The 23,706-nt window shown below is 53.5% G+C and carries 18 protein-coding genes; 7 read left to right on the plus strand and 11 right to left on the minus strand.

Annotated features, from left to right (window positions below; genetic code table 11):
* Positions 1 to 188 precede the first annotated feature (188 nt).
* Together htpX and HACJB3_RS02420 are read right to left on the minus strand one after the other, a co-directional pair.
* Positions 189 to 1,073, minus strand: coding sequence for a zinc metalloprotease HtpX (htpX, locus tag HACJB3_RS02415; protein ID WP_049934230.1), 885 nt, complete (start codon positions 1,071 to 1,073; stop codon positions 189 to 191).
* A 184-nt stretch (positions 1,074 to 1,257) separates the two neighbouring features.
* A complete protein-coding gene (locus HACJB3_RS02420) occupies positions 1,258 to 1,785 on the minus strand; it encodes a metal-dependent hydrolase (RefSeq protein WP_008418308.1) in 528 nt (175 codons plus the stop codon).
* Between the two features lie 311 nt (positions 1,786 to 2,096).
* On the opposite strand from HACJB3_RS02420, the gene HACJB3_RS02425 reads away from it, so the two are divergent.
* The 3 genes from HACJB3_RS02425 (at position 2,097) to HACJB3_RS02435 (ending at position 5,485) form a co-directional block, all read left to right on the plus strand.
* Entirely contained in the window at positions 2,097 to 3,248 is a 1,152-nt protein-coding gene (locus tag HACJB3_RS02425) for an ABC transporter substrate-binding protein (protein ID WP_174264849.1), read from the plus strand.
* Complete coding sequence (locus HACJB3_RS02430; RefSeq protein ID WP_008418304.1) at positions 3,245 to 4,165, plus strand: NAD(P)/FAD-dependent oxidoreductase; 921 nt, start codon at positions 3,245 to 3,247, stop codon at positions 4,163 to 4,165. Before HACJB3_RS02425 ends, HACJB3_RS02430 begins: the two co-directional genes overlap by 4 nt.
* 111 nt (positions 4,166 to 4,276) lie before the next feature.
* Positions 4,277 to 5,485 carry an ABC transporter substrate-binding protein gene (locus HACJB3_RS02435; RefSeq protein ID WP_174264850.1) on the plus strand — a complete coding sequence of 403 codons (1,209 nt, stop codon included), beginning with the start codon at positions 4,277 to 4,279 and terminating at the stop codon, positions 5,483 to 5,485.
* 131 nt (positions 5,486 to 5,616) lie between these two features.
* Here HACJB3_RS02435 and HACJB3_RS02440 read toward each other — a convergent pair whose 3' ends face one another.
* The 3 genes from HACJB3_RS02440 to HACJB3_RS18600 all read right to left on the minus strand — a co-directional run bounded on the left by HACJB3_RS02440 (position 5,617) and on the right by HACJB3_RS18600 (position 9,169).
* Positions 5,617 to 6,846: a cation:proton antiporter gene (locus tag HACJB3_RS02440; protein WP_008418301.1), complete on the minus strand. Its 1,230-nt coding sequence runs from the start codon at positions 6,844 to 6,846 to the stop codon at positions 5,617 to 5,619.
* A gap of 227 nt (positions 6,847 to 7,073) precedes the next feature.
* Positions 7,074 to 7,757, minus strand: coding sequence for a lamin tail domain-containing protein (locus HACJB3_RS02445; protein WP_238532795.1), 684 nt, complete (start codon positions 7,755 to 7,757; stop codon positions 7,074 to 7,076).
* A 671-nt stretch (positions 7,758 to 8,428) separates the two neighbouring features.
* Positions 8,429 to 9,169: a heptaprenylglyceryl phosphate synthase gene (locus HACJB3_RS18600; protein ID WP_008418299.1), complete on the minus strand. Its 741-nt coding sequence runs from the start codon at positions 9,167 to 9,169 to the stop codon at positions 8,429 to 8,431.
* A 398-nt stretch (positions 9,170 to 9,567) separates the two neighbouring features.
* Between HACJB3_RS18600 and HACJB3_RS18605 the strand changes: the two genes are divergently transcribed.
* Entirely contained in the window at positions 9,568 to 10,413 is an 846-nt protein-coding gene (locus HACJB3_RS18605; RefSeq protein WP_081461294.1) for a DUF4399 domain-containing protein, read from the plus strand.
* Positions 10,414 to 11,175: 762 nt separating this feature from the next.
* A complete protein-coding gene (locus tag HACJB3_RS21180; protein ID WP_155828799.1) occupies positions 11,176 to 11,424 on the plus strand; it encodes a HalOD1 output domain-containing protein in 249 nt (82 codons plus the stop codon).
* A 35-nt stretch (positions 11,425 to 11,459) separates the two neighbouring features.
* On the opposite strand, the gene HACJB3_RS19505 is transcribed toward HACJB3_RS21180, so the two are convergent.
* From HACJB3_RS19505 to HACJB3_RS21190, 5 genes are all read right to left on the minus strand, one after another.
* Positions 11,460 to 11,810 carry a DUF7344 domain-containing protein gene (locus HACJB3_RS19505; RefSeq protein ID WP_148258219.1) on the minus strand — a complete coding sequence of 117 codons (351 nt, stop codon included), beginning with the start codon at positions 11,808 to 11,810 and terminating at the stop codon, positions 11,460 to 11,462.
* A 13-nt stretch (positions 11,811 to 11,823) separates the two neighbouring features.
* The gene (locus HACJB3_RS02455) at positions 11,824 to 13,047 is read right to left on the minus strand and encodes a hypothetical protein (protein WP_008418296.1); all 1,224 of its coding nucleotides are present in this window, start codon (positions 13,045 to 13,047) and stop codon (positions 11,824 to 11,826) included.
* A 55-nt stretch (positions 13,048 to 13,102) separates the two neighbouring features.
* Positions 13,103 to 13,771, minus strand: a complete 669-nt coding sequence (locus tag HACJB3_RS02460; protein WP_008418294.1) for a hypothetical protein — start codon at positions 13,769 to 13,771, stop codon at positions 13,103 to 13,105.
* 528 nt (positions 13,772 to 14,299) lie between these two features.
* Complete coding sequence (locus HACJB3_RS18615; RefSeq protein WP_008418293.1) at positions 14,300 to 17,398, minus strand: FtsX-like permease family protein; 3,099 nt, start codon at positions 17,396 to 17,398, stop codon at positions 14,300 to 14,302.
* Positions 17,399 to 17,517: 119 nt separating this feature from the next.
* Entirely contained in the window at positions 17,518 to 18,213 is a 696-nt protein-coding gene (locus tag HACJB3_RS21190) for an ABC transporter ATP-binding protein (protein WP_008418292.1), read from the minus strand.
* Between the two features lie 633 nt (positions 18,214 to 18,846).
* Between HACJB3_RS21190 and HACJB3_RS02485 the strand changes: the two genes are divergently transcribed.
* Complete coding sequence (locus HACJB3_RS02485) at positions 18,847 to 19,782, plus strand: NAD-dependent epimerase/dehydratase family protein (protein WP_008418291.1); 936 nt, start codon at positions 18,847 to 18,849, stop codon at positions 19,780 to 19,782.
* Between the two features lie 771 nt (positions 19,783 to 20,553).
* Here the strand turns inward: HACJB3_RS02485 and HACJB3_RS02490 are convergent.
* On the minus strand, positions 20,554 to 21,930 hold the full coding sequence (locus HACJB3_RS02490) for a WD40/YVTN/BNR-like repeat-containing protein (protein WP_238532796.1): 1,377 nt from the start codon (positions 21,928 to 21,930) through the stop codon (positions 20,554 to 20,556).
* A 553-nt stretch (positions 21,931 to 22,483) separates the two neighbouring features.
* On the opposite strand from HACJB3_RS02490, the gene HACJB3_RS19920 reads away from it, so the two are divergent.
* Complete coding sequence (locus tag HACJB3_RS19920; RefSeq protein ID WP_155828800.1) at positions 22,484 to 23,608, plus strand: hypothetical protein; 1,125 nt, start codon at positions 22,484 to 22,486, stop codon at positions 23,606 to 23,608.
* Positions 23,609 to 23,706: the final 98 nt, after the last annotated feature.

Below are 23,706 nucleotides of genomic sequence, written 5' to 3' on the forward strand. Positions count from 1 at the left end.
ACCCCACTGGGTACGGAGGATATTTAAGAGGTGTACGTGCCTTGAGCACCGTGGCTGTTGAATACCAGCCAGTCCTGCGCGCGTATTGCACATACGGGTCTCCTTATGTCCAAACAGTCTCGAGAGAGGCGTTCTCAGCGCGTCCGCAGAAACGCAGCTCCCTGTGGATCGCAACGGGACTCTATGACCTACGCCGAGGAGAGTTCGCGCTCAAGGTCCCGAAGCCGCGCGATCCGGTTCTCGACGGCGGGATGGGTTTTACACCAGCGGGTGAGCCGGTCGGTCGTATCGATGTCGTCGAAGAACAGCGCGTTCATGCCGGCGTGTTCGCGGAGGTCCTCCTCGGGCATCTCGCGGGTCGTGGCGCTGATTGTGCGGAGTGCGGCCGCCAGAGCGCTTGGATCCCCGGTGATGCTCACCGCGCCCCGGTCGGCGGTGTACTCCCGGTAGCGCGAGAGCAGGCGGGTGATGAAAAACGAGAGCACCCACACGACGAGCGAGGCGATGATCGCCACCATCACCGTCGCCCCCTCGCCGCCGTCGCCGCCACTGCCGTCGTCGAACACCCACCCCCAGCGAACGATGTAAAAAGCGGTCGCCGACAGCGCACTCGCTGCGGTCATGATGACCATGTCCCGGTTCTGAATGTGGGCGAGTTCGTGTGCGAGAACGGCGTCGAGTTCGTCTCCATCGAGGCTCTCGAGAAGCCCCGTCGTGACGCAGACGACGGCCCTGTTCTTCGAGCGACCGGCGGCGAACGCGTTGGGCAGATCCGTCGGCGCGACGGCGACGGCGGGCATCGGTAGTCCGGCCTGCTGGCTCAGGCGCGTCACCCGTCGATGAAGCTCTGGGTACTCGGCGGCGGTGACGACCTCGCCGCCCATCGCCTTCAGCGCGACCTTGTAGCCGTACAGCAACTGGGCGGTCGAGACGGCGAGGACCCCGAGAGCGATGGCGGAGATACTGCTGAAATAGAGCGAGAGGACGCCGATAAACCCGATGTAGAGACCGATAAACAGAAGCATAACGCCGGCCATTCGCAGACGGAGGCCCCACTGGTTCTGCCAATTCATAGTTCATTATACGTGTTTGTAATATATAACTCATAGGTCAAACGGTCCCAACTCCGTTGGCGACGATGACCCACCACCTCGACGAGTCGCTCACAGCGGTATCGACGTTTAGTTCTATCTCCCGATATGTCCTGAAGGGACGACAGCATGGACGACGATCGGACACCTCGGTGAGCGATGCGGATCAGTTATTGTAGCGATACCACAGGACGCCGTTGATCACGAGTCCGGTCAGAAACAGCGCCCACGTCGCCCACACCGACTGATACCACAGCACGTCGATAAAGGCAATCGGCCCCTTGTGGATCGGCCAGAGTGGTTCGATACGCGTCGACACATCCGGTGCGGAAAGGATGTCCGCAAAGAGATGCGCGAGACCGGTGACGAACACGACGATCACGCCGATCGCTGTCGCTCGCTTTTGTGCATCCGGTGAGAACCATGTCGTCCCGCCGAGCAGTTTCTTCACGACGAGTCCCCAGAGCGGCCCGATAATCGCCGCGAAGATCGCTACCGCGAGAACGGTATGAAACACGCCGTGGTGGTGGATTCCCACGATCTGATTCGAAATCACCAGATCCACGTCGGGTAGCATCCCGAACCAGAAGCCGGTGGACACGATTGCTAGTGCCGTTTTCGGCGTGTCGGTGAAAAACCATACAGGGGCAAGCCAGATGAGCGCCATTCCGAGATGGCCGAGGACATCAACCATGCATATCGCTATCGTTCCCGCTATATTATCTATTTTCATACTGAGCTATCAAATTATATATGTGTTGTGGCGCATTTCACGTGGTGTTCCGATCCGCCGGACCTGGACATGTCACATTTCCCGTGCAAGCTGTTCCAGGCGAACCAACGCCTGCCAGCAGGAGCGTATCGCACCGAGGAGTCGCTGCGGGTCCGGATCCACCTTGTGACGGCCGCTCGTGCAGTCGTGGCCCGCTTTCTCCATCAGCACTCCCCTGTTTAGGCCAGCCTAATAATCGAAACACCTTTATCTATTTAGGCTGGCCTAAATATATGCGAACACGATCCGGTAGACGGGCGGGACCGACGCGACGCGAGTACGTGAAATACGGCGGGGCGGTCGCCGGCGGCGGATTGCTCGCGGGCTGTATTGACGGGAATGGATCCGAACCCACGGGGACCGGGACCGACGACGGTTCGGGTGGGGAGTCGTACTCGGTGACGATGGAACCGGTCGGCACTGTCGAGTTCGACACCGTCCCCGAGACGTGGTTTCCCTATACCGGTGATTACGCGGACATGGGTGTCGCGCTCGGACAGGGCGACGGTCTCTCGGCCATCGGCATCCGTGCTCGCTTCGGCTCGCATCTATACAACGAATTACCGGACGTCTCGGTCGATTTGGGCGAGCTCACCGAGCTGTGGCAGGACGGCACCGGCAAGGAGATCTATTACGAGATCGACGCCGACCTCCACGTCATCGACCCGAACTTCATGGTGAACCGGTTGGAGTGGAGCGAGGACGACGTCGAAGAGATCGAGACCAATGTCGCCCCGTTTTTCGGTAACACGGTCTTCTCGCGGGTGTACGACTGGCACGACTACGCCGATTACACGATGTACGAGGCCTTCGGAAAGCTCGCGGAGGTGTTTCAGGAGCAAGAACGCTACGAGGCGTTTGCGGCATACCACGACGAGGTCCTCACGGACGTCCAAGGGCGGCTTCCCGATGAAACGCCCGAGGTCGCGGTGCTCTACCCGGCGAGCGTCCCACCGGAGTCGTTCTATCCGTATCTGATCGGGAACGGGACCCAGTCGAAACACTGGACCGACCTGCACGTCGGGGATGCCCTCGCACGGAACGACATCACGGACGCACAGGCAGGCGGGGGTGAGATCGATTACGAGACGCTGTTGGATATCGACCCGGACGCGCTCGCGATCAGACTGCAGGGCGAGATCACTGACGAGTACTTCGAGCAGGAGATCGTTGCCCATCTCCGGGATCACGACGTCGCGAGCGACCTCCAGGCGGTCCGAAACGACCGCGTAATATACGGCGGGCTGACCTACCAAGGTCCGATCATCCACCTGTTTCAACTCGAAGAGGCCGCACAGGGACTCTATCCCGAAGAGTTCAGCGACGAGGACCTCTTCGACCGCCAGCAAGTCAACGACATCGTCACTGGAAACCTCGACGGATGAGTGACACTGATACCGTCTCGGACAGCGCGTTCGACTACGACGTCGTTATCGTCGGCGGTGGGCCCGCGGGTTGCTCGGCCGGCGTGTTCACCGCCCGATACGGGCTCGAAACGGCAATCTTCGACCGCGGGCGGTCCTCCATCCAACGATGTGGGTATCTGGAGAACTACCTCGGCTTCCCGGCGGGCATCGATATCGAGACGTTCTACGAGTTGATCCACGATCACGCCGAGGAAGTCGGCTGCGAGGTCGTCCCGGAGCTAGTCGAGGCGGTCTCGTCCGACGAAAGGGGCTTTGTCGTCGAAACGCAGGACGGGGACCCAGTCACGACCGAGCGTGTCGTGGCGGCTGCCAGATACGACGCCGAGTTCCTCCGCCCGCTCGACGAGGGGACGATGTTCGAGACGTACGACCACGACGGGGAGACCCACGAGCGCTTCGACCGCGAGTACCCGGACGAGGGCGGATCGACGCCGATAGCGGGTCTGTACGTGGCCGCACCAGCACACGACGCGGAAGCGCAGGCGATCATGTCTGCCGGGCACGGGGCCCGCGTCGCCCGAACGGTTCTCGCGGACGTACGCCGCTCGCGTGGGTTCCCCGACGAGGTCGCCGCCCACTGGGACTGGATCCGCAGCGACAGGGACCTGACCGACGAGTGGGCCGACCGCGAGACGTGGCGCGAGTGGTTCGACGGGCGAGTGCCCGCCGATCACGCCCTCAACGAGGAGCACTTCGTCGAACTCCGTGAGCGGGAGATCGACCGACGGTTCGAGACGTACCTCTCGGACGAGGCAATCGAGCAGCGAATCGAGCGCGGTCATCGCCGACTCCTCGATCACCTGGACGACGATCTCGTCCTCGAGAAGGCACGCGAGATCAAAACCGAGCGGGAGGGGACGAAAACGAACGGTTGACCGCACACTACGGGACGAACGTTGTCCCCACCCCCTCGTCAGTATAGCTCTATGAGTTTAGGATGGCCTAAAAATCGGAGCAGTTATGGTATTTTAGGCATGCCTAAAATCATGGTGAAGGACGGCATGATACGCGAGGCGGTGACTCGGCGGGATACTATCAGATACGGTGGGACAGTCGTCGGGGCTGGACTGCTTGCGGGTTGTACGGGCGATGATGATCAGGCGTCGTCGCAGTCGGGGTCCGACGCACAGTCGGACTCGGGTACGACCGGCGATGAGTCCTACTCGGTAACGATGTCGCCGGTCGGCACCGTCGAGTTCACAGCGCCGCCGGCAAACGTACTCACGATCCTGCCCCATCACGCTGATATGGCGCTCGCAGCTGGACACGGCGACGCCGTCTCGTCGATGCTGTACAATCCCGAGTACAACGATACTATCTGGAACAAGTTCCTCGAACGACTCCCCGGCGTCTCCGTCGATTGGGCCGATCTTCCGGGGACGTGGAATCCGAGCAAGGAACTGCTCTACGAACTCAATAGCGATCTCCATCTGGCTGATCCCGCCTACATGACGACGATGCAGAGCTGGGCTACCGACGACATTGAGGAGATCAGCGCGAACGTCGCACCGTGGTTCGGGAACACGTTCAGCAACGCGAACAAGGAACCTCCGGCGGGGTGGGCCGATGGCTACCAGTACTTCACACTCTGGGAAATCTTCGAGAAAGTCACACAAGTCTTTCAGGCCCACGCGCGCTACGAGGCGCTCGCCAAGATCCACACTGAGATGCTCTCGGAGATCGAGACACGGCTCCCGCCCGAAAATGAGCGCCCGACCGCAGCGATGATCATCCTCATCGAATCCGAAGACAGCATGTACGTCTACGCGCTGAACGGCCCGGGTTTTCTGACGGCCCACACCCGGCCGCTCGGTGCGACGGACGTGTTCGCCGACGTGCCGACCGAATCGACTGTCGATTTCGAGGCACTCATCGAGGCTGATCCGGACGTCATCCTCTGTCTCGCTGGGATGTCCGAACCGAGACACGTACGGAAGACCCGCGAGCGCCTCGCGAGTAATCCGGCCACACGATCCCTGTCGGCCGTTCGAAACGGCCGTATCCACACGCAAGGCGGACGGAATCAGGGCCCGGTGATGAATCTCTTCCAGATCGAGATGACTGCCAAGCAACTCTACCCCGATGTCTTCGGCGAGTGGCCGCTGTATACCGAGGGATCCTATCCCGAACTCCCTGCCGAGGAGCAACTGTTCGACCGTCAGCGGGTCGCGGATATCATCACTGGCGAGATATAACGCTAGCGTACCGATTCCATCCCTATCCTATCTGTTTCGAGGACTGATCGGGAACGAACGATCCGAGCAGTCGGATAGCAGCGATTCGTTGGGTTTTCCGAACTCACTAAGATATAGACGGGGCCTGGAACTCACTGTCCCGACATAGTCACTCCAAGTATACCGGCGATCCGTCTCGCAAAGCCCGCTTCGATAACGACCGTGACGAGAATGGCGAGAAAGACGGTGCCGAGCAGTATGTTCGCCCCTGCAGGATCCGTGGGGGGTGCCTCCGTTTGTAGGCGAACGGCGAACAACGTCGCGACCGACGCCGGGATGATCCCTCGCGGACCGACGAAACTCATGAACAGTCGTTCGTTCGTCGTGAAACCGGCTCCGGCCGTCGAAACGAAGACAGCCAGCGGACGGATCACGACCATCAGGACTGTGACGACGACGAGTCCAGTGATCCCTAATGCGAACAGTTCCTCGAACTCGAGCAACGCCGCGAGCGTGATGAAGACGAACGAGAGAACTAGCGACGTTATGTCCCGTTTGAACCGCAGGATTCCCTTCTGATGGGGCAGGTCGAGGTTCCCGAGGACGAACCCCGCAGTGGCGGCGGCCACGATCCCGGCCTCCGAGAAGACCGAGTCCGCGGCGGCGAACGCGATGACGGCACCGGCCAGTGCAAGCAACCGGGCCGTCTGTGGTGCGGCCTCTGCGGGGAGTTCGACCTCCGTGAGGAGATACCAGACGACGCCGGCGACGACGAGGCCGACGAGTACCCCCAGCGCGAGGCGCTGGACGAAGAGCCATACGTACCCTCGAGGTGCGAGATCTCGAGCCGTCATCGCCTTGAAGAGGACGATTGCCAGTACCGCGGCCGTCACGTCATTGACAATCCCCTCGACTTCGAGCGTCGTGGCGACTTCCTCGCGAACGGGAACCACTGCGAGAATCGGTGCGACGACCGTCGGCCCGGTGGCAATCAACAACGCGCCGATGAGAAACGCGATGTCCCAGCTCGCCCCTAGTAAGAGACGCACGGTCAGAGCCGTTCCGACGAACGCGATGCCCGCCCCGATGGTGATCATTCGATCGACCGCCTTCGACGCCTCCCTGATGGCCCTGTATTCGAGGTGAAACGTCCCCTCGAAGACGATGATGGCGACGCTTACGCCGACGATGGTCGAGAGTGAATCACCGAAGGTGCCGGACGTTATCAGTCCAAGGCCCTCGGGACCGATGGCGACGCCCGCGAGGATGAGAAACAACACGCTCGGAACCCGGTACTTCGCGGCGAGAAACTGTGCCGCCACGCCGAGGCCGACGATAGCTGCGATGAGGGCGATAACGTCGAGGCTGACGTGAATGGACACCGGTTCATTACCCTCCGGGACAGGGAGTATCTCGATCCGTGTGCCCTACCCCGGACGGACGACGACTCCAAGGGTAATTCCCGAACTGTACGACGGCCATGTAACCTACTCTACACCAGATCACAAATAGCTGCACCCTCGGTGACGGCCGTTATCGACTATCAGTGTGCGGTACTCCTTCTTCGGCGGAAAGAAAGACACGCCGTCTCGTATCGAGATCCGCTTAGCTACTGGATCTTTGCGCAGTCGTCGTCGGCATCCTCGCTCGCAACCACGCCGTCGCCGTCAGCATCTCTCTCCTCGGGACACTCGTCCTCGCCATCCGACTCGGAGCCGCTGTCGTCCGCTGGAGCGTCCTCGCTGTTGGTGTCGTCGGTCCCGTCATCGATCTCATCGGCCTCGTCGACCGAGGAGTCTTCACTCTCGTCGTCGTCAGCGTCATCGTCGCTACCGCCGTCTTCACCAGTGTCCGTCTCATCGTCATCCCCATCCTGTTCGGGAGCATCGGGCTCCTCTCTCGGGGCGACGAGGTTCTCCTCGGGATCGAGCAGCGCAATGGCGTCGGTCCCGTCGTTGTTGAGAACAGGGCCGTTGTAGGGATCGGCGAGTTCGTAGTCGGTATCGATCGTCGTTTCGTCACCTGTGGCGATAGTAACCTCGCCACCAGCAGGCAGTACGACGTCACCTGCGAGTTCTCTGATCTGATCGTTCCCTCCTTCCGCGTCGAAATTGATCTTGTAGCCGGTCAGATCGAGCTCCTCCTCACCGGTATTAGTGATAGTGAGATACTCCGCTTCGGGGCTCTGGCTGATCTCGACTGGAAGGTCTGTCTGGGCGGTCGCATGCCCACCAGCAGCGAGACCGGCCACTGCGATAGCGCCGGTTGTTTTGAGAATAGTCCGTCGGTTCATCGTTATTGGGCCCTTGTTTGCCATCCGTAGTATCTGTCTAACGCTCCTGGCTTAATTCTAAGCGAACTGGAAATCTCATAGATCTAGTTTATTCCGGGTCGATGACGATTACGAGGGCGTACCGCTCTGTACCAATTGAGTTAGCCTCGTTAGACATATGAAGAGTTATCCTGAGATCGTCAACTTGACGTTCCTACTATCAAATTCCCGTCGTGAAGGGAAATCGATCATCAAATCTCTAAATAGTCATTCAAATCAATACTATATATGAATACGGGTCAGTGAACCCTCTCCGATTCAAGAGGAATTAAACCAGAATACTTCATTCAGCACAAACCGTTCGTATTCTCGGTTTCTAATAGCGAAAACTGTTGAATTCCACCAGTGTACTTCTATTTATTGCTAGTCTTTAGCGGACAATTGATGGTATGTACTCCACCCCAAGTCATGTAGCACACGTGTTAAACTCACGAATATGCGAACCGTCAGAACATCCTGAATAGAAGGTGAGAAACGGCGAATCGAACAGCAAGAACAGGCTGTCCCCCAAAGAGACAACTGGTGAGATTATCGTCCATCAACGGCGTTTTTCTGCCCGAATTCGATTGAGGTTGGTCTTGATCGTATGCGGACATGCGACTATAAGCTGCTTTGATCGCCGGTTAATATGGTTATATTTGAGATGGTGATATCCGGGTAGTCTGGGTGAATGCATCAACATTTTCGTGAAAGCATTCATTAACAACAATGGCATCAGCACCGGCAGCCAGCACATCTGTTGCTTTTTGTGCGGAATCTATTCCGCCACTATATAACAATGCAGTATCTTCAAAATAGGTGGCAGCAGCTGTGGTATCCGCTGTTCCCCCAAACATCCCTGCATAATCTACATGAAATATCGGGAAATCATAAAAAATCTCAGTTGCGAGTGCTGCTCCCCGAACTTGTGCTACTGACAGTGAGTCAGAAACTCCAGCGATAGACGCTGCTTTCGAATTCGTGTTTTGGATCACGTAACCTACAGGGACAAGCTTCTCGACCACGTCCATAACGGAGACATCCTGCCCAAGCAACGCTTCAAGATCAGAACCGAGTTGTGAGAGCATTCGGACATGATTCCCAACGAAATGATCGCGATCACCATTGAAGACTACCGGTACAACGATCCAGTCAACACTGGCAGTCGTCTCACCCGATATTTGGGCTGATGCATAGGGCTCTTGTACGAGTGGTAGGTCCGGAAACGACCCTCTTACTTGTTGAACAACGTTGTCTGTGGCCGTTTGTGTAACACCGTCGGAACCACCAATAATCACTAAATCTGTCTCCTCTAAGATCCCAATATCTGCTGGGAGCGGCTTCGTAGGGTCAATTTCAGTCATATGGCTGGTCGACGCCCAGTCGATATTCATATAATTCTATTTACTCTGTAGCATATTATATGTTTTTGAATAGTAAATTCATGGCGAGAATATATTCCTCAGGAGAATCACTTATTACCGATAGGATCTATATGACTTTCCAACTGAGAAGCTTCTCATCGCCTTTTAATATCCATCAAATTATATATCAATATATCCCTTGTTGAAGTAGCTCAGTTCCGGATTTTGATAGTGCTGCAAGCGGTATTGCAGGTATTTCTCGTCGGATGGTAGGAATATACCTGACCTCAGTGCTGGTGATCTTGATGTAGACGCTTCTATCACTGTTTACTATCGAGAAGTATATATAAATTAATAATTATATAATAATATTAAATATAATACAGTAAAATAAACTACTAAGTACGCCTCTAATAGAAAATAAGACGATGCAAGAAGAACTTCCCCGACGAGCGTTTATTACGTCAACTGCTATTGGAATTGCTGCAATTGCTGGTTGCACACAGAGTGATTCAGAAGGGACGAACAGCGATAACTCTGCACCGGCCGACGACAACGAAACTACGACTTCCGAAGAGCCGTCCGTTCCTGAAGATGCAAATATTACTCTGTCGGTTCCTACAGCCGCCGATCTTGACGGCCTACAGTCTCCACTTATGGCGTTTTTCGATGCCGAGAACTTCACAGTAGAACCGGCGGGCGAACCCACCGATGGAGCAGGCCATTTCCACGTGATGGTTGATACAAGCCAAGTTGAACCGGGTGAAACGATTCCGAATGATGACCAGCACCTCCATTTCGGTGATGGTGCTGAACATACTGTATTAGATCTTGAGCCCGGCGAACACGAACTTACACTACAAATGGGTGATGGTGAGCACACGGCATTACCCTTGGTTGATACTCAGACTGTTACGGTCGAGGAGCGTGCTGCTGTGAGTTTGGATGCCCCCCAAGACGGTGATGTGGTTTCGACTGACGAGACAATTACCTTCAAACCAGTTGTCGACAATTTTGTCATTGAACAGGCGGGTGAACTCACACAGAATGCGGGCCACCATCATCTTCTCGTGAACACGGATCCTGTTAGCACTGGGACAGTTATTCCTTCTGATGATCAGCATATCCACTTCGGTAACGGAACAGAGATGCCAGAGATTGATGCAAGTGAATTAGGGGCCGGCGAATATGAACTTATCATCCAGATTGCAAATGGCGTTCATGAGGCATATCCGCTTACTACGGACCCAATAACCATTACAATCGAAGAATAACGCCGCTCTGTATTAATTGTTCTATTTAGTTAGTAGTAATCAAAATATCATTCTTCATCTTATCTAATTTTTGTTTTGTTCACGTTCTTCGTTTGCTCCCCACCGGCCGTGCGTATCTGGTGCCCATCCATCAGGAATCTCACGGTCCGAGTTTTCAGGACACATTGCTTGGTGACCGTATGACGCTTGTTTGGTCAAAAAGCTCTTACCGCATAGTGTACACTCCACCATCACGAACATACACTCCGCCTTGTAGATAGTCAATCTTACCATTAATATGTGATAGTGTCAATAGACAAAGATAATCATACGCGATAGGCTCTAGTCGGAAACCCTGCCGAAGTATCAATCAGGATGTAGTCACTTTCTTTGAAAGCAATAGAAGAAATCAAATACCGTTGTCACAAGACGATTTATCTCGCACGGATTGTTCAGAGTTCTCGGGACACATTGATCGATGACCGTATTCAGCATAGGCTGTGAGAAATATTTTCCCACACTGGCTACATTCGTGCATAGCTATTCTAATATCACTATATCTTTCTCCTGTTTATATTTTACTTAGATATACTCGAAGTATTATTAACACTCACTACTATCATATGACAGCCAATTGCGAATTATTGTAGATGGAGTCGCATGATGATATAGTTATCTTACTGCCATTATTGAATTGGAAATATAGTGGGTAGTATTTGCGACTAGATGTCTACCCACCAAAGATTTATTTATATTGCTATAGTGTTGGTATATAAGTTAATAATGGAGAATTACGAGGATACAGACGGCTCTGCTAACAGTGCCAGTGTAAGTATAGAAGTGGTTGAACAGCTCGCTGCTGCAGAGAACACCGATCCTCGCGATCTCCCTCCTCTCTTTCCTATAATTGACCTTGAGCTCCTCGATACATTGATTGAATCTGGATCGTCTAATATTATGGTTTGCTTCTCAGCTAATGGTCATAACATTACTGTCGTTGGTGATGGAACAGTTAATATTACACCGCGATAGATGAATTGTGTCTATGATTACTTGTAGTTATTGTTCTATGGCAATTTATCTTGAATAATGGTATGTTCCCACTTTTTTGTCGTTGTTAACAGGTCTTGCAGATCGTTATGGTCTCTTACTAATACAATTTCTTCGCTTTCTGAGTCATAGCTGATAAAGCCCATATCGACCAGCTTTGGAAGATCGACATGATGAAGGTGTGTCAATAACTCTACTTCTGTTACGTCTTTGCCGACTGCTTCACCGAGAGTACAAAGTTCTGTAACCAGCTTATCAAGCGTGATTTCCTTTTGTTCTATTAGTAGATAGAGAGTCCATCGTCTATAGTGCGGCGTCAGCGTTCGTAGCACATCATCAAGCTCTGTCTCTTTGGTTGTGTTTGTCATTGTTTTCATTCTCCTATTCTAGGGGTCGAAGGGCGATCTGCAACCCTCGCCGGCGCTCTTCATCCAGCAACGGCTTGCCTGCCAACGGCGCATCCAGATTCACCGGCGCCCCCACTCCCGGCTCATGCGGCGTTCCCACCCCATACTGGTTGTTCGCGAACGTCCAGTCCACCCACTCCTCGCCCACGTTCACCTGGCGATACGGCACCGGCTCGTAGCCCTCGTTCGCCACGTTCGCCACCGGCTCCGACCCCTCGATCTCATGCATGAACCGGTTGTTCTCCGTTACATACTCGTCTTCCGGATACCCACGGAACACGATCGCCTGGGCGTTCTGGCCCTGAATATTCTCCGTGAACGCGAACGTACACCGGCGGACTTCCACTCGATCGCCCGCCGTCAAATTCCCTTCATCCCCGTTCTCCGCCAGCGTATGCATATCCACCGCGTGCGACGTTGTGATCGGCCCGAACACCGAGTCCTCGAGCGTATACCCACACTCGGGATGGCCGAACCCGCTAATCGCGTGGCGCGTCGCGTTGAAATAACTCATCTCGATCCGCGGATGCCCGTTGAAAATGTCGATGACATACCCTGCTCCCACCATCATGCAATCATGTCCGTAGATATGATGGATATGTGGCGAGACGGGGAGTGACGCCGCCCCGACCGCAATCGCCTGGACGGGCCAGCCGTAGAGCTCGCAGTTATCGATCTCAATCTCGTCGCTCACCAGGCGGAGCCCACGAGCATAGCGCTCCTGGCGCATCGCCTGGCGATCGGCGTACGTCGCGCCATCGTCCAACGGGATATACCCTGGGTACGCAGGATTGTCGTTGTAATCGTAGAACGGCCCACGGTAGCGCACGCCGCTGATACGAGCATTCCCGCGAACGGTGATCACGCCACGACCGTTCGACCCGCCGTCCCAGGCGGGCGAATCGGCACCGCGATCGCTCGTATAGAGGAGGGCACCGGGTGAGCCGTCGTCCCCGCGATCGGAGATGATCGTCTGATCGGCGAGTTCGTAATCCCGTCCTGAGAGGTCGATGCGAGTATGGCCTTCGATGCCGATGACATCGGCGGTGCTGTTGAGTGCACTGACGAACGCGTCCTGGTCGTCGACGATGACGTCGGCGTCGTCGAGGCTGATGTCGGCGTGGTAGCCGGTGCCGCCGGCGATTGGGCGATCGTGAAGGGCTTCTTGGATGCGTTGGTTGGTGAAGTAGTCTGGCATGAGTGTTGTATGGTGTGGGTTGGTCTGAGGTAGTGTTGGAGTGCGATTTCAGCCGTTAGAGGTGAGCGTCCTCGTGGGCGGCGACGTGCAGATCGAAGTAGTAGTACCAGTAGCGGTTACTCTCGTATCCGGGTTTCGCCCCACCGTAGAGCTCAAGGCCGTCGCGACTCTGACTTTCCCATCCGCTCCACGCGCTGCGTCGCAGCGGGAAGCCCCCGTCGCGCGTGAGGAGGTACTCGCCGGGCTCAAGGGCCATATCGAGGTCGATCTCGTTGATCCCGGCGTCGACCGTAATATCACGTTCCTGGACGGGATCGAACTGGTTGTTGCCGTCATAGTTGGCGACGACGGCGGTGAAGGTACCGGATTGGTCGGCATCGACGGTGGCGCTGCCGAGATGGATGGGGTGGTCGGTTTCGAAGTGGATGCCCCAGCGGCTGGCGCCGTGTTGTTGGCCACGGACGGCGGAGCCGATGCGGCGGGCGGGGAATTCGAGGGCGTCGGCAGCGCGTTCGAGGCGCCCGAGGACCTCGTCGAACGCGCGGAGGTCGACGTTCCCCTCGGTGGCGTTTTCGAGTTCGACGACGGGGTCGGTGGGTTCAGGTGAGGTTTGTGCGGCGGCGGTGGTGGTGGCGAGGCCGGCGGCGCCGAGAGCGCCGATGAAGGTACGGCGGGTCCAGTGATGATTCGAGTCGGTGGTGTCTGCGGGGGTTTGGTCAGCCATATCTACGATTTGTGAAAGTAGAGACACACATATATTTTTAATCTGACTAAGGTCTCACTAAGGCGGTTACTAAGTGGTAACGTTGATCTCGACGGGGAGAAATAATCGCGTTTCAACAATACTAACAGCAATTTTAGCACTTCCTGTCAAGAAGAACTAATTGGTCGAGATAATCGCTATGCAACCAATTTACTCTCTATCAGCCGTAGGAATAACAATCACTCCTCTATCACTCTCCGTATCAATTACCTGTACCACATCGACTAATTGATATCTAGAATTCTCTTATTATGTTAGCTATATAAAATGGAAAACAGCTGTGCGGCTACAGTGCGGTCCGAAACAACGTTCACCGATAGGGCGGATTTTGCTTGGTATCAGACGACAGTTATTGCTCTTGCTCCCGTCTATATCGTTGTGATGCTGACTCTTCAAGTGTTATTAGAACGATAGAGATTAAACTAGCTAAGAATAAGCAAAGGACCATAGTTCAAAGAAAGAGGAAAAGTTACCGCCGATGCAATCTGATTATCGAGATTCGTTCGGCTGACCCGTATCACTAGCCCCTGCATGGGGGTTGTTAGTTGATGTACCGGACCACATAGCGGTCGGTGAGAGGCGCAAAATGGGAAGAACTGCGAGTGCAGCGCTACAAACGGCGATCACTATAGCACCAGCAAGTGATAGGAGAATGATTCCTGGTGGAACGTCAGTCATCAATTGAACACCAAAGACGCTCAGTAGGCCTAAGGCATTCAGAATGACGAGTGCGATAAGTGCACCCATTGCTGCGAGAACAACGGCTGGAATGGCCAGTTTGCAGGCATCAGTGACGATAATACGCAACACCCGCATTCGACGTGCTCCTGTGGATCGGTAGACCGCGATCGCCTTCCGGCGAGCATGAACTGCTTGCGTAAACGCTGCTGTTGTACTGCCGATCGTCATCAGACCGGCAAGAACGATCATTGTCGCAAACAGTATCTGAATATTGCCTACGGTATTCTCAATGACCTGACCTAGCGCTGCGCCCGACTGGTATTGTGCTCCATCAGGGATCTGTTCGAGGGCGAACTCACCATCAAGTACTTCGTAGGGTTCTGTTGCGATCGTTTCCTCGTCTGCAGTCACTTCGATCTCGTATTCACCGGGAGGTATCTGCTGATCTGATTCACCAAGCGTCCGTTCTATCGTCCTGGATTCACCTGAAGCGAGTGTCACCGTTCGACCTTGCTCGCCGGTTGGTGATGACACACTGATGTCTTGTGTTCGGTCGACCGACCAGTGATTCATCAGTGTCACCGTTGTCTCAGGAGTGGTATTTGGCGTTCCTGTTCGTGGATCTACTGTAACGGTTGCTCCAAGTAGACGTTGCTGACCCTCTATAACCTGTATTTGGTGGTCGACTTCATCTTGACCGGCTGCCGTCGCTGTGAGATTGTACTCGCCTTCATTTTCCGGAAGTTCGACACGAGCTATCCCATTGGCGTTAGTCGTAGCTTCAGTGCCATCAATAGAGACGGTCGCATCCGAGACTGGTTCCTCGGTTGATGTCGTCACCGGGACGAGAAGGGTTTCGCCAGGCGATGCGTTAGCGGGCAGCGTCTCAGGAAGCATGAGTGAATCCGGAGCACTGACAGTAATGGTCCGTTCGTGACCCTGACTAGAAACGGTCTGTGACCCTGTCGACTCGAACGTATGGTTGATCTCAATTCGCTCTTCCTCATCGGGATCCAGGGTTACATCTCGTTCAATGGTTTGCTGGCCAGCATTAATCGTAAGTGTCTGTGAGACTGTCGACGATTCGTCGTTGTGCACGTGGACTGTGATTGGTACTGATTCGCCCTGAACGGCCGTCTCCGGAGTGTTTATTCCCTGGACGATACGTTCTTCGGGTGGAATTTGGGAGCTGTCAGGAGTGTCAAAGACAGCGTCAACGTTACCAGCAGTTCGAACGACATGGACTGTTCCCGAGTCAACCGACAGGTGATGACCGGTTTCGAGTGGGACGATGAGCTGACTGTCAGACAAGCTATTGGTTTGATAGACACCGACAATCGTGACACGAGCTACACCAGGACGATCGCTTCCACCAAGTGTTCGTGTGTCACCGATAGTCAGATCCTGGGATTCTGCAAGGTCCTGTCCAACAACGGCTTCATTCGGCGCAGTCGGCGCATGCCCCTTGACGAGTTCGGAGTCGGTGACGGCAGCGAAGTCGGAATAGTTCGCTCCTCGAGCAAGATACGGCTGCCCATCGTGTACCTGGGCAAGGACAATTTCTGGACTAGCGTCGATCCCTTCAGCGTGGAACGCATCCGCGACTTCTACATCAAGACGGCTATCGATCGGATGGGACGCGTCTGCCGATGTTAGCGTGCCGCTTTGAGTGCTCTGAAGCGGTGCGATTGCCGCCCCGAGCCCCCCAATGAGGAGAACGAGGAGAATGAAGACGGTAAGCGTTGCTCCTGTTGGAACGAGTATTCGCCAGTCCAGAAGCGTTGGCGAGAACGAGGACGGGAGACGTGTCGTAAGTCGCTGGACGAGGGGAGGATCTGAACGCTGTCCAGCATACGACTGAAGTGCAGTCGGTGGGGCGTTTACCGCTGGTCGAGCCGCGAGTATACCAGCAAAACAGCCTACTAGCACAAGTGTTGCGAGCATTGGAACGAGAATACTAAGGACAGAAGGCGTTAGCTGCGGCTCCAGGGTGATTGAGACGCCTGCCCACGTCGCAAGGGCGATCGAGAGATGAGTTACAACAACACCAACAAGGAAGCCACTCAGGACGCCGACGAATGCAAGAAGGGTAGATCGAAGGCCAAAGAGAGAAAGAACGCGAAGGGGTGTTCCACCAGTCGAACGGATGATTTCAATCGTCTCGATCCGTTCGCGGACGCTGATACGAGTCACACTATACAGAACAACCAGAATAATGACTGCGCCGGCAGCGGTCGCGACCGCTAGGAGCTGTAACACCTCGTGCATCCCTGCAAGGAGAAGCACGAGCGCCGAGATCAGTGGGACACCCATATCGGATTGGCCAGATGGGAAGAAGGAGGTAAAGTCTCCAGTCATTGTGCCACCGCTTTCAATAGTTATTGCCTCTGTGGGACCGAGTGTTTCAACCGTTGAACTGGAGGCCGTATACCACCAGGAAGGGAAGATCGTCTTTTCCTCCTGCGGTATTGCCGTAACTGTCGTCGTCTCTTGTTGCCCCTCAAATTCTATTGTCTGTTCGTTGGAAACGGGACCGGAGACAGTCTCTGGATCGCCCGGTGGTGGAATAGTCGCCGTCTGCCATGATGTCGTCGCATCAGCAAGTTCACTTGGAGCATTTGGTGGGATTCCAATGACAGTGTGCTTTATTCCATTTTCATCCTCGACAGTTGCAACTGGGAAGACAATCGCATCATCGCCAGCGGCTTCTTCGGCGTTAGCTAACGAGTCATGATGGGTAGCGGTCGTGGAGGTCGCTAAATCACTGCTAACGGTCGTGATGTGCGTCCCTGCAGTTAGGAGCAGCAGTGTCGTACCAACAAGAAATGCAGTGCTAACTGCAACGATGACGACTGTTAGCCAGTCCCGACGTGACCATTGTCGGAGGAGAATGCGTTGATACCCCATTTAGTCGCTCTTTTGGCTTTGATGTTGCTCGTCGATGCAAGAGACATACTGTTCATTACTGTTGGCAACCCCGTAGCGACGAACAGTGGCCGTGAGTATCTTCAGATACAGAAAAACCATTAGTGAAGACTGGGTGGTGTTGAAAGTTGAGCCGATGACTGCTCGGTGAGCGCGCCGTCGTCAAGAATGAGAACTCGATCGAACCGATCTGCAAGACGGCGATCGTGGCTTATGACGACAAGTGCCATTTCTGTGCGGTCCCGGAGGTCAAATAGGAGATCAAGAACCTGAGCTGCTGTCTCAGGATCGAGCTGGCCAGTCGGCTCGTCAGCAAGAATAACGTCAGGTTGGTTCGCCAATGCCCGTGCAATGGCGACGCGCTGTTTTTCACCGCCACTAAGTGTAGCTGGATATTGGTCGGCCAGATCGGTGATGTCTAAGGCGTCAAAGAGAGTATCCAGCCAGTCTTCGTCACGTTTACCTCGATGATCTTGAGGGACGGCAGCATTCTCACGTGCGGTTAGATCATCAATGAGTCGAAAGTCCTGAAAGACGAATCCGACCGTTTCGCGTCGAATCCGGGCTCGTGTGCGCTCCGAACTCTCGCTAACATCGTGTCCGTCGACGACGAGTGTCCCTGCAGTGGGCGAATCAAGTAACCCCAGTACGTTGAACAGAGTTGTCTTTCCAGATCCGCTCGGCCCTTGGATTAGAGTACTACTGTCGCGGTTGATCTGAATAGAAACTCCATCCAGAATTTCGTCCCCTCCTCGCTGGATAAGTAGTCCATCCGCTTGGAGTAGTGCCTGGTTCATTCGTATGTATTGTTAGACGGGGAGCTATGTATATTTGTTGACCAATATAGTCAATGTTCTTGAAGGTTTCCTACATCAATTTAATTCAGCCGCTACGGTATAAGAGCAGTTTCGAATCAGACTAATCAGTTTTGAATTGTTTTGAGTAATTTATAGAATTTAGCAGTAGTTGTTGTGATTTAGGTGGATTCCTAATTAAGCAATAACCGCGCGCCTGAACAACTCCTAAGGTAGTCGGTTCGGATCAACGATCTATTCGTCTATTTCGGTACCACAGACGCTACAAAAGTTTGTTTGCCATGGTACAGTGACGCGAATCTTGCGAGGCTCATCACACTCTGGACAGTAGAGTTCTTTAGCCATAGTATATCCCTCGATTCACCAGGCCCTGCTACTATTTGTACGCGTAAAATAGTATTGGAAAAAACCACCCGTATAATCAGTTGTATTAGACACCCTTCGTTCCGAACTATATTTCAGACCGGATTTTTGAAAATTCAGGGAGTATATCAAATCAACTGGGAAATTAGTTGAAGGACTAGTAGGCTATTTGATTGTCAGTTTGTCAGATGTCTGTAGTTATTATAATTACGACCGAAAGAACAATAAACGGAATTCGAGAATGAAGTATACATGGAATTAGAAGATAGTCGACTCCTCATTACAGGAGGTGCTGGATTCATCGGTTCGCACCTCTCTGAGCAACTCCTTGCAGCCGGAAATGAAGTCGTTATTCTCGATAACTTTGCAAATAGCGAACCCGGAGATGTCCCCAACGAGGCAGAACTAGTTGAGGGCGATGTCACTGATCTCGCTGTTGTCAACGAAGCTATTGATAGCGACATCGACGGCGTGTTCCACCTCGCAGCACGCAAATCGGTCAATGACGAGTGGCCGCGCCAGCAGTTCGAGGAGAACACTGCGATGACCTATAATATTCTCAAGGCGATGGATCATTCTGATGTTTCTGAGATCGCTTTTACTTCCTCTTCGACAGTCTATGGGGAGGCCCCGCGTCCGACACCTGAGGACTACGCACCCGCAGAACCGATCAGTGTCTACGCGACGAGCAAGATCGCCGATGAAAGTCTGCTCTCGACGCACGCCCATACCCATGGAATGCGGGTGTGGACCTTTCGGTTCGCGAATATCGTCGGCCCGCGACTCCGTGGAGCGGTGATTCCCGACTTCGTCGAGAAGCTCCGGGCGAACCCCGAGACGCTGACGATCCTCGGTAACGGTCGTCAGGAAAAGTCCTATATGTATATTGAGGACTGTCTGGACGCGATGAGCCACATCATTGAGCATACTGATCAACCAGTCAATACGTTCAACCTCGGCACCCGAACGACGACTTCAGTCAATCAAATTGCTGATATCATTAGTGACGAACTCGGAGTAGATCCCAAGTATGAGTACACGGGTGGCGAGCGCGGCTGGACCGGCGATATTCCGAAGATGTGCCTCTCGATCGAGAAGCTCACAGGACTGGGGTGGGATGTCGAGCTCGAAAGCGACCAAGCGGTACGGAAGACAACCTGCGAACTCATAAACGAGATGAGCAACTAATCATCAGTCTATACATCAGTAAATTATAATAATTCAAACAAAATTTGTTCTGACTTGGTAACTCCTATCTCAAATTGAGGGTTATTTACTTTAGCGAGACAGTTCACTCACTGATTGTATTGTCTTCAGTTCTGATACGGTCTACAGAACGAGCCAGTCGTAAAGGCTTCAGATGTGAGATCACTCCTGCAGCGAGTGCGCGTCGGACATGGTCTGTAAATGCTCTCTGATCATCCGACAGACAGGCTAGCTTGGAGTCGGGATCGTATTTGATGGAACCACACTTAGCTAATGCCGGTAAGTCCCTCTCATGTATCGTTTTCCTAACAATCAGTGGTTGGATTCCGACTTGAGGCCCGATGTATTCGCTAAGTTCAGTGAGTCCAGCAGGATAGCTACACATGCGGAGGTAGCGAAGAATGTGCCAGCGATAGCGATTCTCCTCGTCTGGAACGTGCTCGGTGACGATTTTCGCATATTTAGAGTTGGTTCGTGACATACTATATCACTGTATTGGAGTAGCCTAATAAAATATTTCTGGTTATTAATTAAAATGAAATCTGAGATGGTAGAATAAACACTGTGCTGGTGATGTATTTCTGTCTGGTCAGCTAACATACAATTGTAGATTGCTGGTATTGTGATAGCATACAATACAAATAAATTCACTGGGAAAATCGGATGGCTATAGTCAGGTAGCCTGCATTAACGGTAGACGAGGCTTAGAACACACAAAGCGGACCTGACACGGCTAAGAGTTGCTTTTCAATGTTACTCCCAGAATTTCGGCACTGTTCCTTCTATTTGATAGCCTTCCCCTTGATTGCTATCGGAAATCAATGTACGGCGTTCTCCATCCATTGATAACGGCCCCATGACGTTCGTCAGCAAGATATCCCGCGTCTCTGTCCGGTAGAGCTCGTACCACTCGTCGCCATCGACACTCGCGAGCACAACCGAATCCTCGGCCGTTTCGTGCATTGGGGAGTAACCAAACGGCATGAGACAGAGCTCGCGTCCCGTTTCGAGGTCCTCGCGGATATGCCAGCGTCGCCGAGCGTACATCTCCATCGTGTCATCTTCCGGGTCAGTCTCGATCTCAACATGGACCCGCTCGAAATCATCTGCCTCCTCAGGAACGTCATTCGGGCCATCGCGCTCCCAACGGAGGATCCCCTCCGGATCGCCGTCGCTCCCGAGAGTGATGCAATCCTTGAACGCGGCGATCTGCGTGACCATCGTAATCGCACCGCGATCGTCGATCTCTTTCCATGACTCCCCGAGGTCGTCGCTCCAGTAGAGTTGGGAATTGCCGTGGTCGCCGACGGCGACCCAAATACGCTCGGCATACGGGTCGTATTCGACATCGTGGATGTGGTTGTTCGCTGCGTCGGTAGTGTTGACTTCTGGCTCAAGGATTTGCTTGAAGGACTGTCCACCGTCTGTCGAGAGAATCACCTCATTACCGTGTTTGCCCGCTTCGTAGTCCGAGAGCTTGTAACAGGAGATAACGACAATGTCCTCGTAGGCAACATGACCTAGACTGTTCGAGACCCTGCCGTAGTCGAACTGGTAAAGCGTCTCTGAATCCGTGTGGTCCTCGTTGATGAGTTCGATCGTACCGCCCTCTTCGCCTCGGCCCCCGACGGCGGCGATGATCCGTCCGCTCTCAGGAACGATGACTGTCTGGACGTTGCCATCAGCCACCCCCTCGAAGGAATACAAGACTTCAGTTGTCTTCCACCAGTCATCACTGACCAGTACGCGCGGGCCATCGCGCCCATAGATACGTTCGTTCTGGTCGATCCAGACAGGTTGGCCGGCCTCACGTTTGTCGTGAACTTCAAGATCGTAGTGCGTATACGGCCGTCCATCACCGCCCTCCGGTTCGGGTCGTTCTTCTTCGGACTCCTCCTTGCTGGATTCGTCATTCCTGTCAGCCGATCCGTCGGACGACTCTGTCTCCTGACTTCCGATACATCCCGCGAGCGTGACGCCCGAGCCGATTGTTGCTGCCGATGCTACGATGAACTTTCTACGATCCATAACAAAAGATAGATATTTTATGCTAATAGTCCTTTTGGCTGATAAGTACGTATTAATTACTATTGGTGGGTGACTAAAGCTGTTATCGATAGCATATGCCACTTCCCTCTATAGGAGGCTATACGACTTCGTATCAAATAGCAGATTGATTTCGCTGGCAACAATAGCTGGACTATTCTGCTGGATTACTTGGCGCACCGATGTAGAACTAGATGCCGTAATGGCCATTCTCTCCTGCCAGATACTAGTGAAGGTCTCTTGATCGGGGAGGAAGGTCTCATCATCGTGTCCTCATGGTCGTCAGCGACAACTGTGACGACGAGAGTATCATCCTTAGTGTTCCAAGATAAGGGTCAAAATAGAAGGCGAGTAAGGGTGGAAGCCTGTCTGTGATAGAACACGATTCTTCATAGATAGTGGAAGTTACATCATATATAATATGTACTGATATGTCACTATCAATTGCGCTGATTCAGGACGGATTGCGGGCCAATTATTGGCTGTTAGAAGACATATATGGTATTCAACAATACATCTCAGCATGTGTATAATCCAAAACGTCTCCAAATATTTCAGTGAAATCAACTTACCAATCAGATATTACTATTATGTCTCTCGTAAGATGAATGAAGTGCTCCGTAAGAAGAGCATCGCTATGAGCCAAGACGATTCACCGCACGACCGAACGCGTCGCACAGTATTGAAAACGACCGGAATGGCAACGATCGGTTTAGTTGGATTCTCCGGTGTTGGAGCAGCCCACGATGATAAGAAAGACGAGGACGACGAATCATACTTCCAGGGCTTTCGCCACGGATACTACAGTCAGAAGAAGGACGACGAAAAAGTTCACAAGGACGGGTATCGAGACGGGAAGAAGCAGTGTCGCAAATACAAAGGCAAAGATGGGTACTTTGCAGGAGTCTACGACAGCTATCATGGGAAAGGCAAACGCAAGCACCATGATGATGGATACCACGATGGCTATCGCTACGGGAAGAAGAAAGGTCACGAATATGATGGAGAAAACAACAAGCAGTCGTATTTCCTAAGCTTTATTTACGGCTATTACAGCGAGAAGAAGAAGGAGTGGGGCGAGGATAACGAAAGCTATCAGAAGGGCTATGACGACGGTGTGAACAAGTGCCAGCGGTACGACGGGGAAGACGAGTACTTCCGCGGCTTCCACCACGGCTATCACCACGAGAGCAAAGAGACCTCAAAGGACGAGGAGGGATACGACGACGGGAAGAAAAAGCGTCACCGTCGCGGCGATAGGGACAAGAAGGACCATAAGCACGATTACGACAAGAAGGACGACGGTCACGACAACAAAGATAAAAAAGACAACGAAAAAGATCACAAAGACGGTAAGAAGGACGGTCATAAACGCGACGGAAAAGACAAAAAAGACGACCATCACGACAAAGACAAAAAAGATCACAAACACGGTCACGACGATAAGGACAATAAGAAAGACGACGACCATCACGACCACGACAAGGACAAAAAGGACGACCACCACGACGACAAAGACAAGAAGAAGGGCTACGACGACGGCTACCACCACGGGGAGAAGAAGAGTCCTAAATCTAAGGACGATTACGACGACGAGGACAAGAAGGACGACCACCACGACGACAAAGACAAGGACAAGAAAGACGACGACCACCACGACGACAAAGACAAGGACAAGAAAGACGACGACCACCACCACGATCACGACGATAAGGACCGTAAGAAAGACGACGACCATCACGACCACGACAAGGAAAAATAAGCATAGCGTTGACCCAGTAGGAAACATCACAAAACCTACTGCGGCTCAAACCTGTCGTGACGATTTCCCCATCTCTCATATTGGGATGCCTTCGGAGC

The sequence above is a fragment of the Halalkalicoccus jeotgali B3 genome (assembly GCF_000196895.1).
GTDB classification, from domain to species: domain Archaea; phylum Halobacteriota; class Halobacteria; order Halobacteriales; family Halalkalicoccaceae; genus Halalkalicoccus; species Halalkalicoccus jeotgali.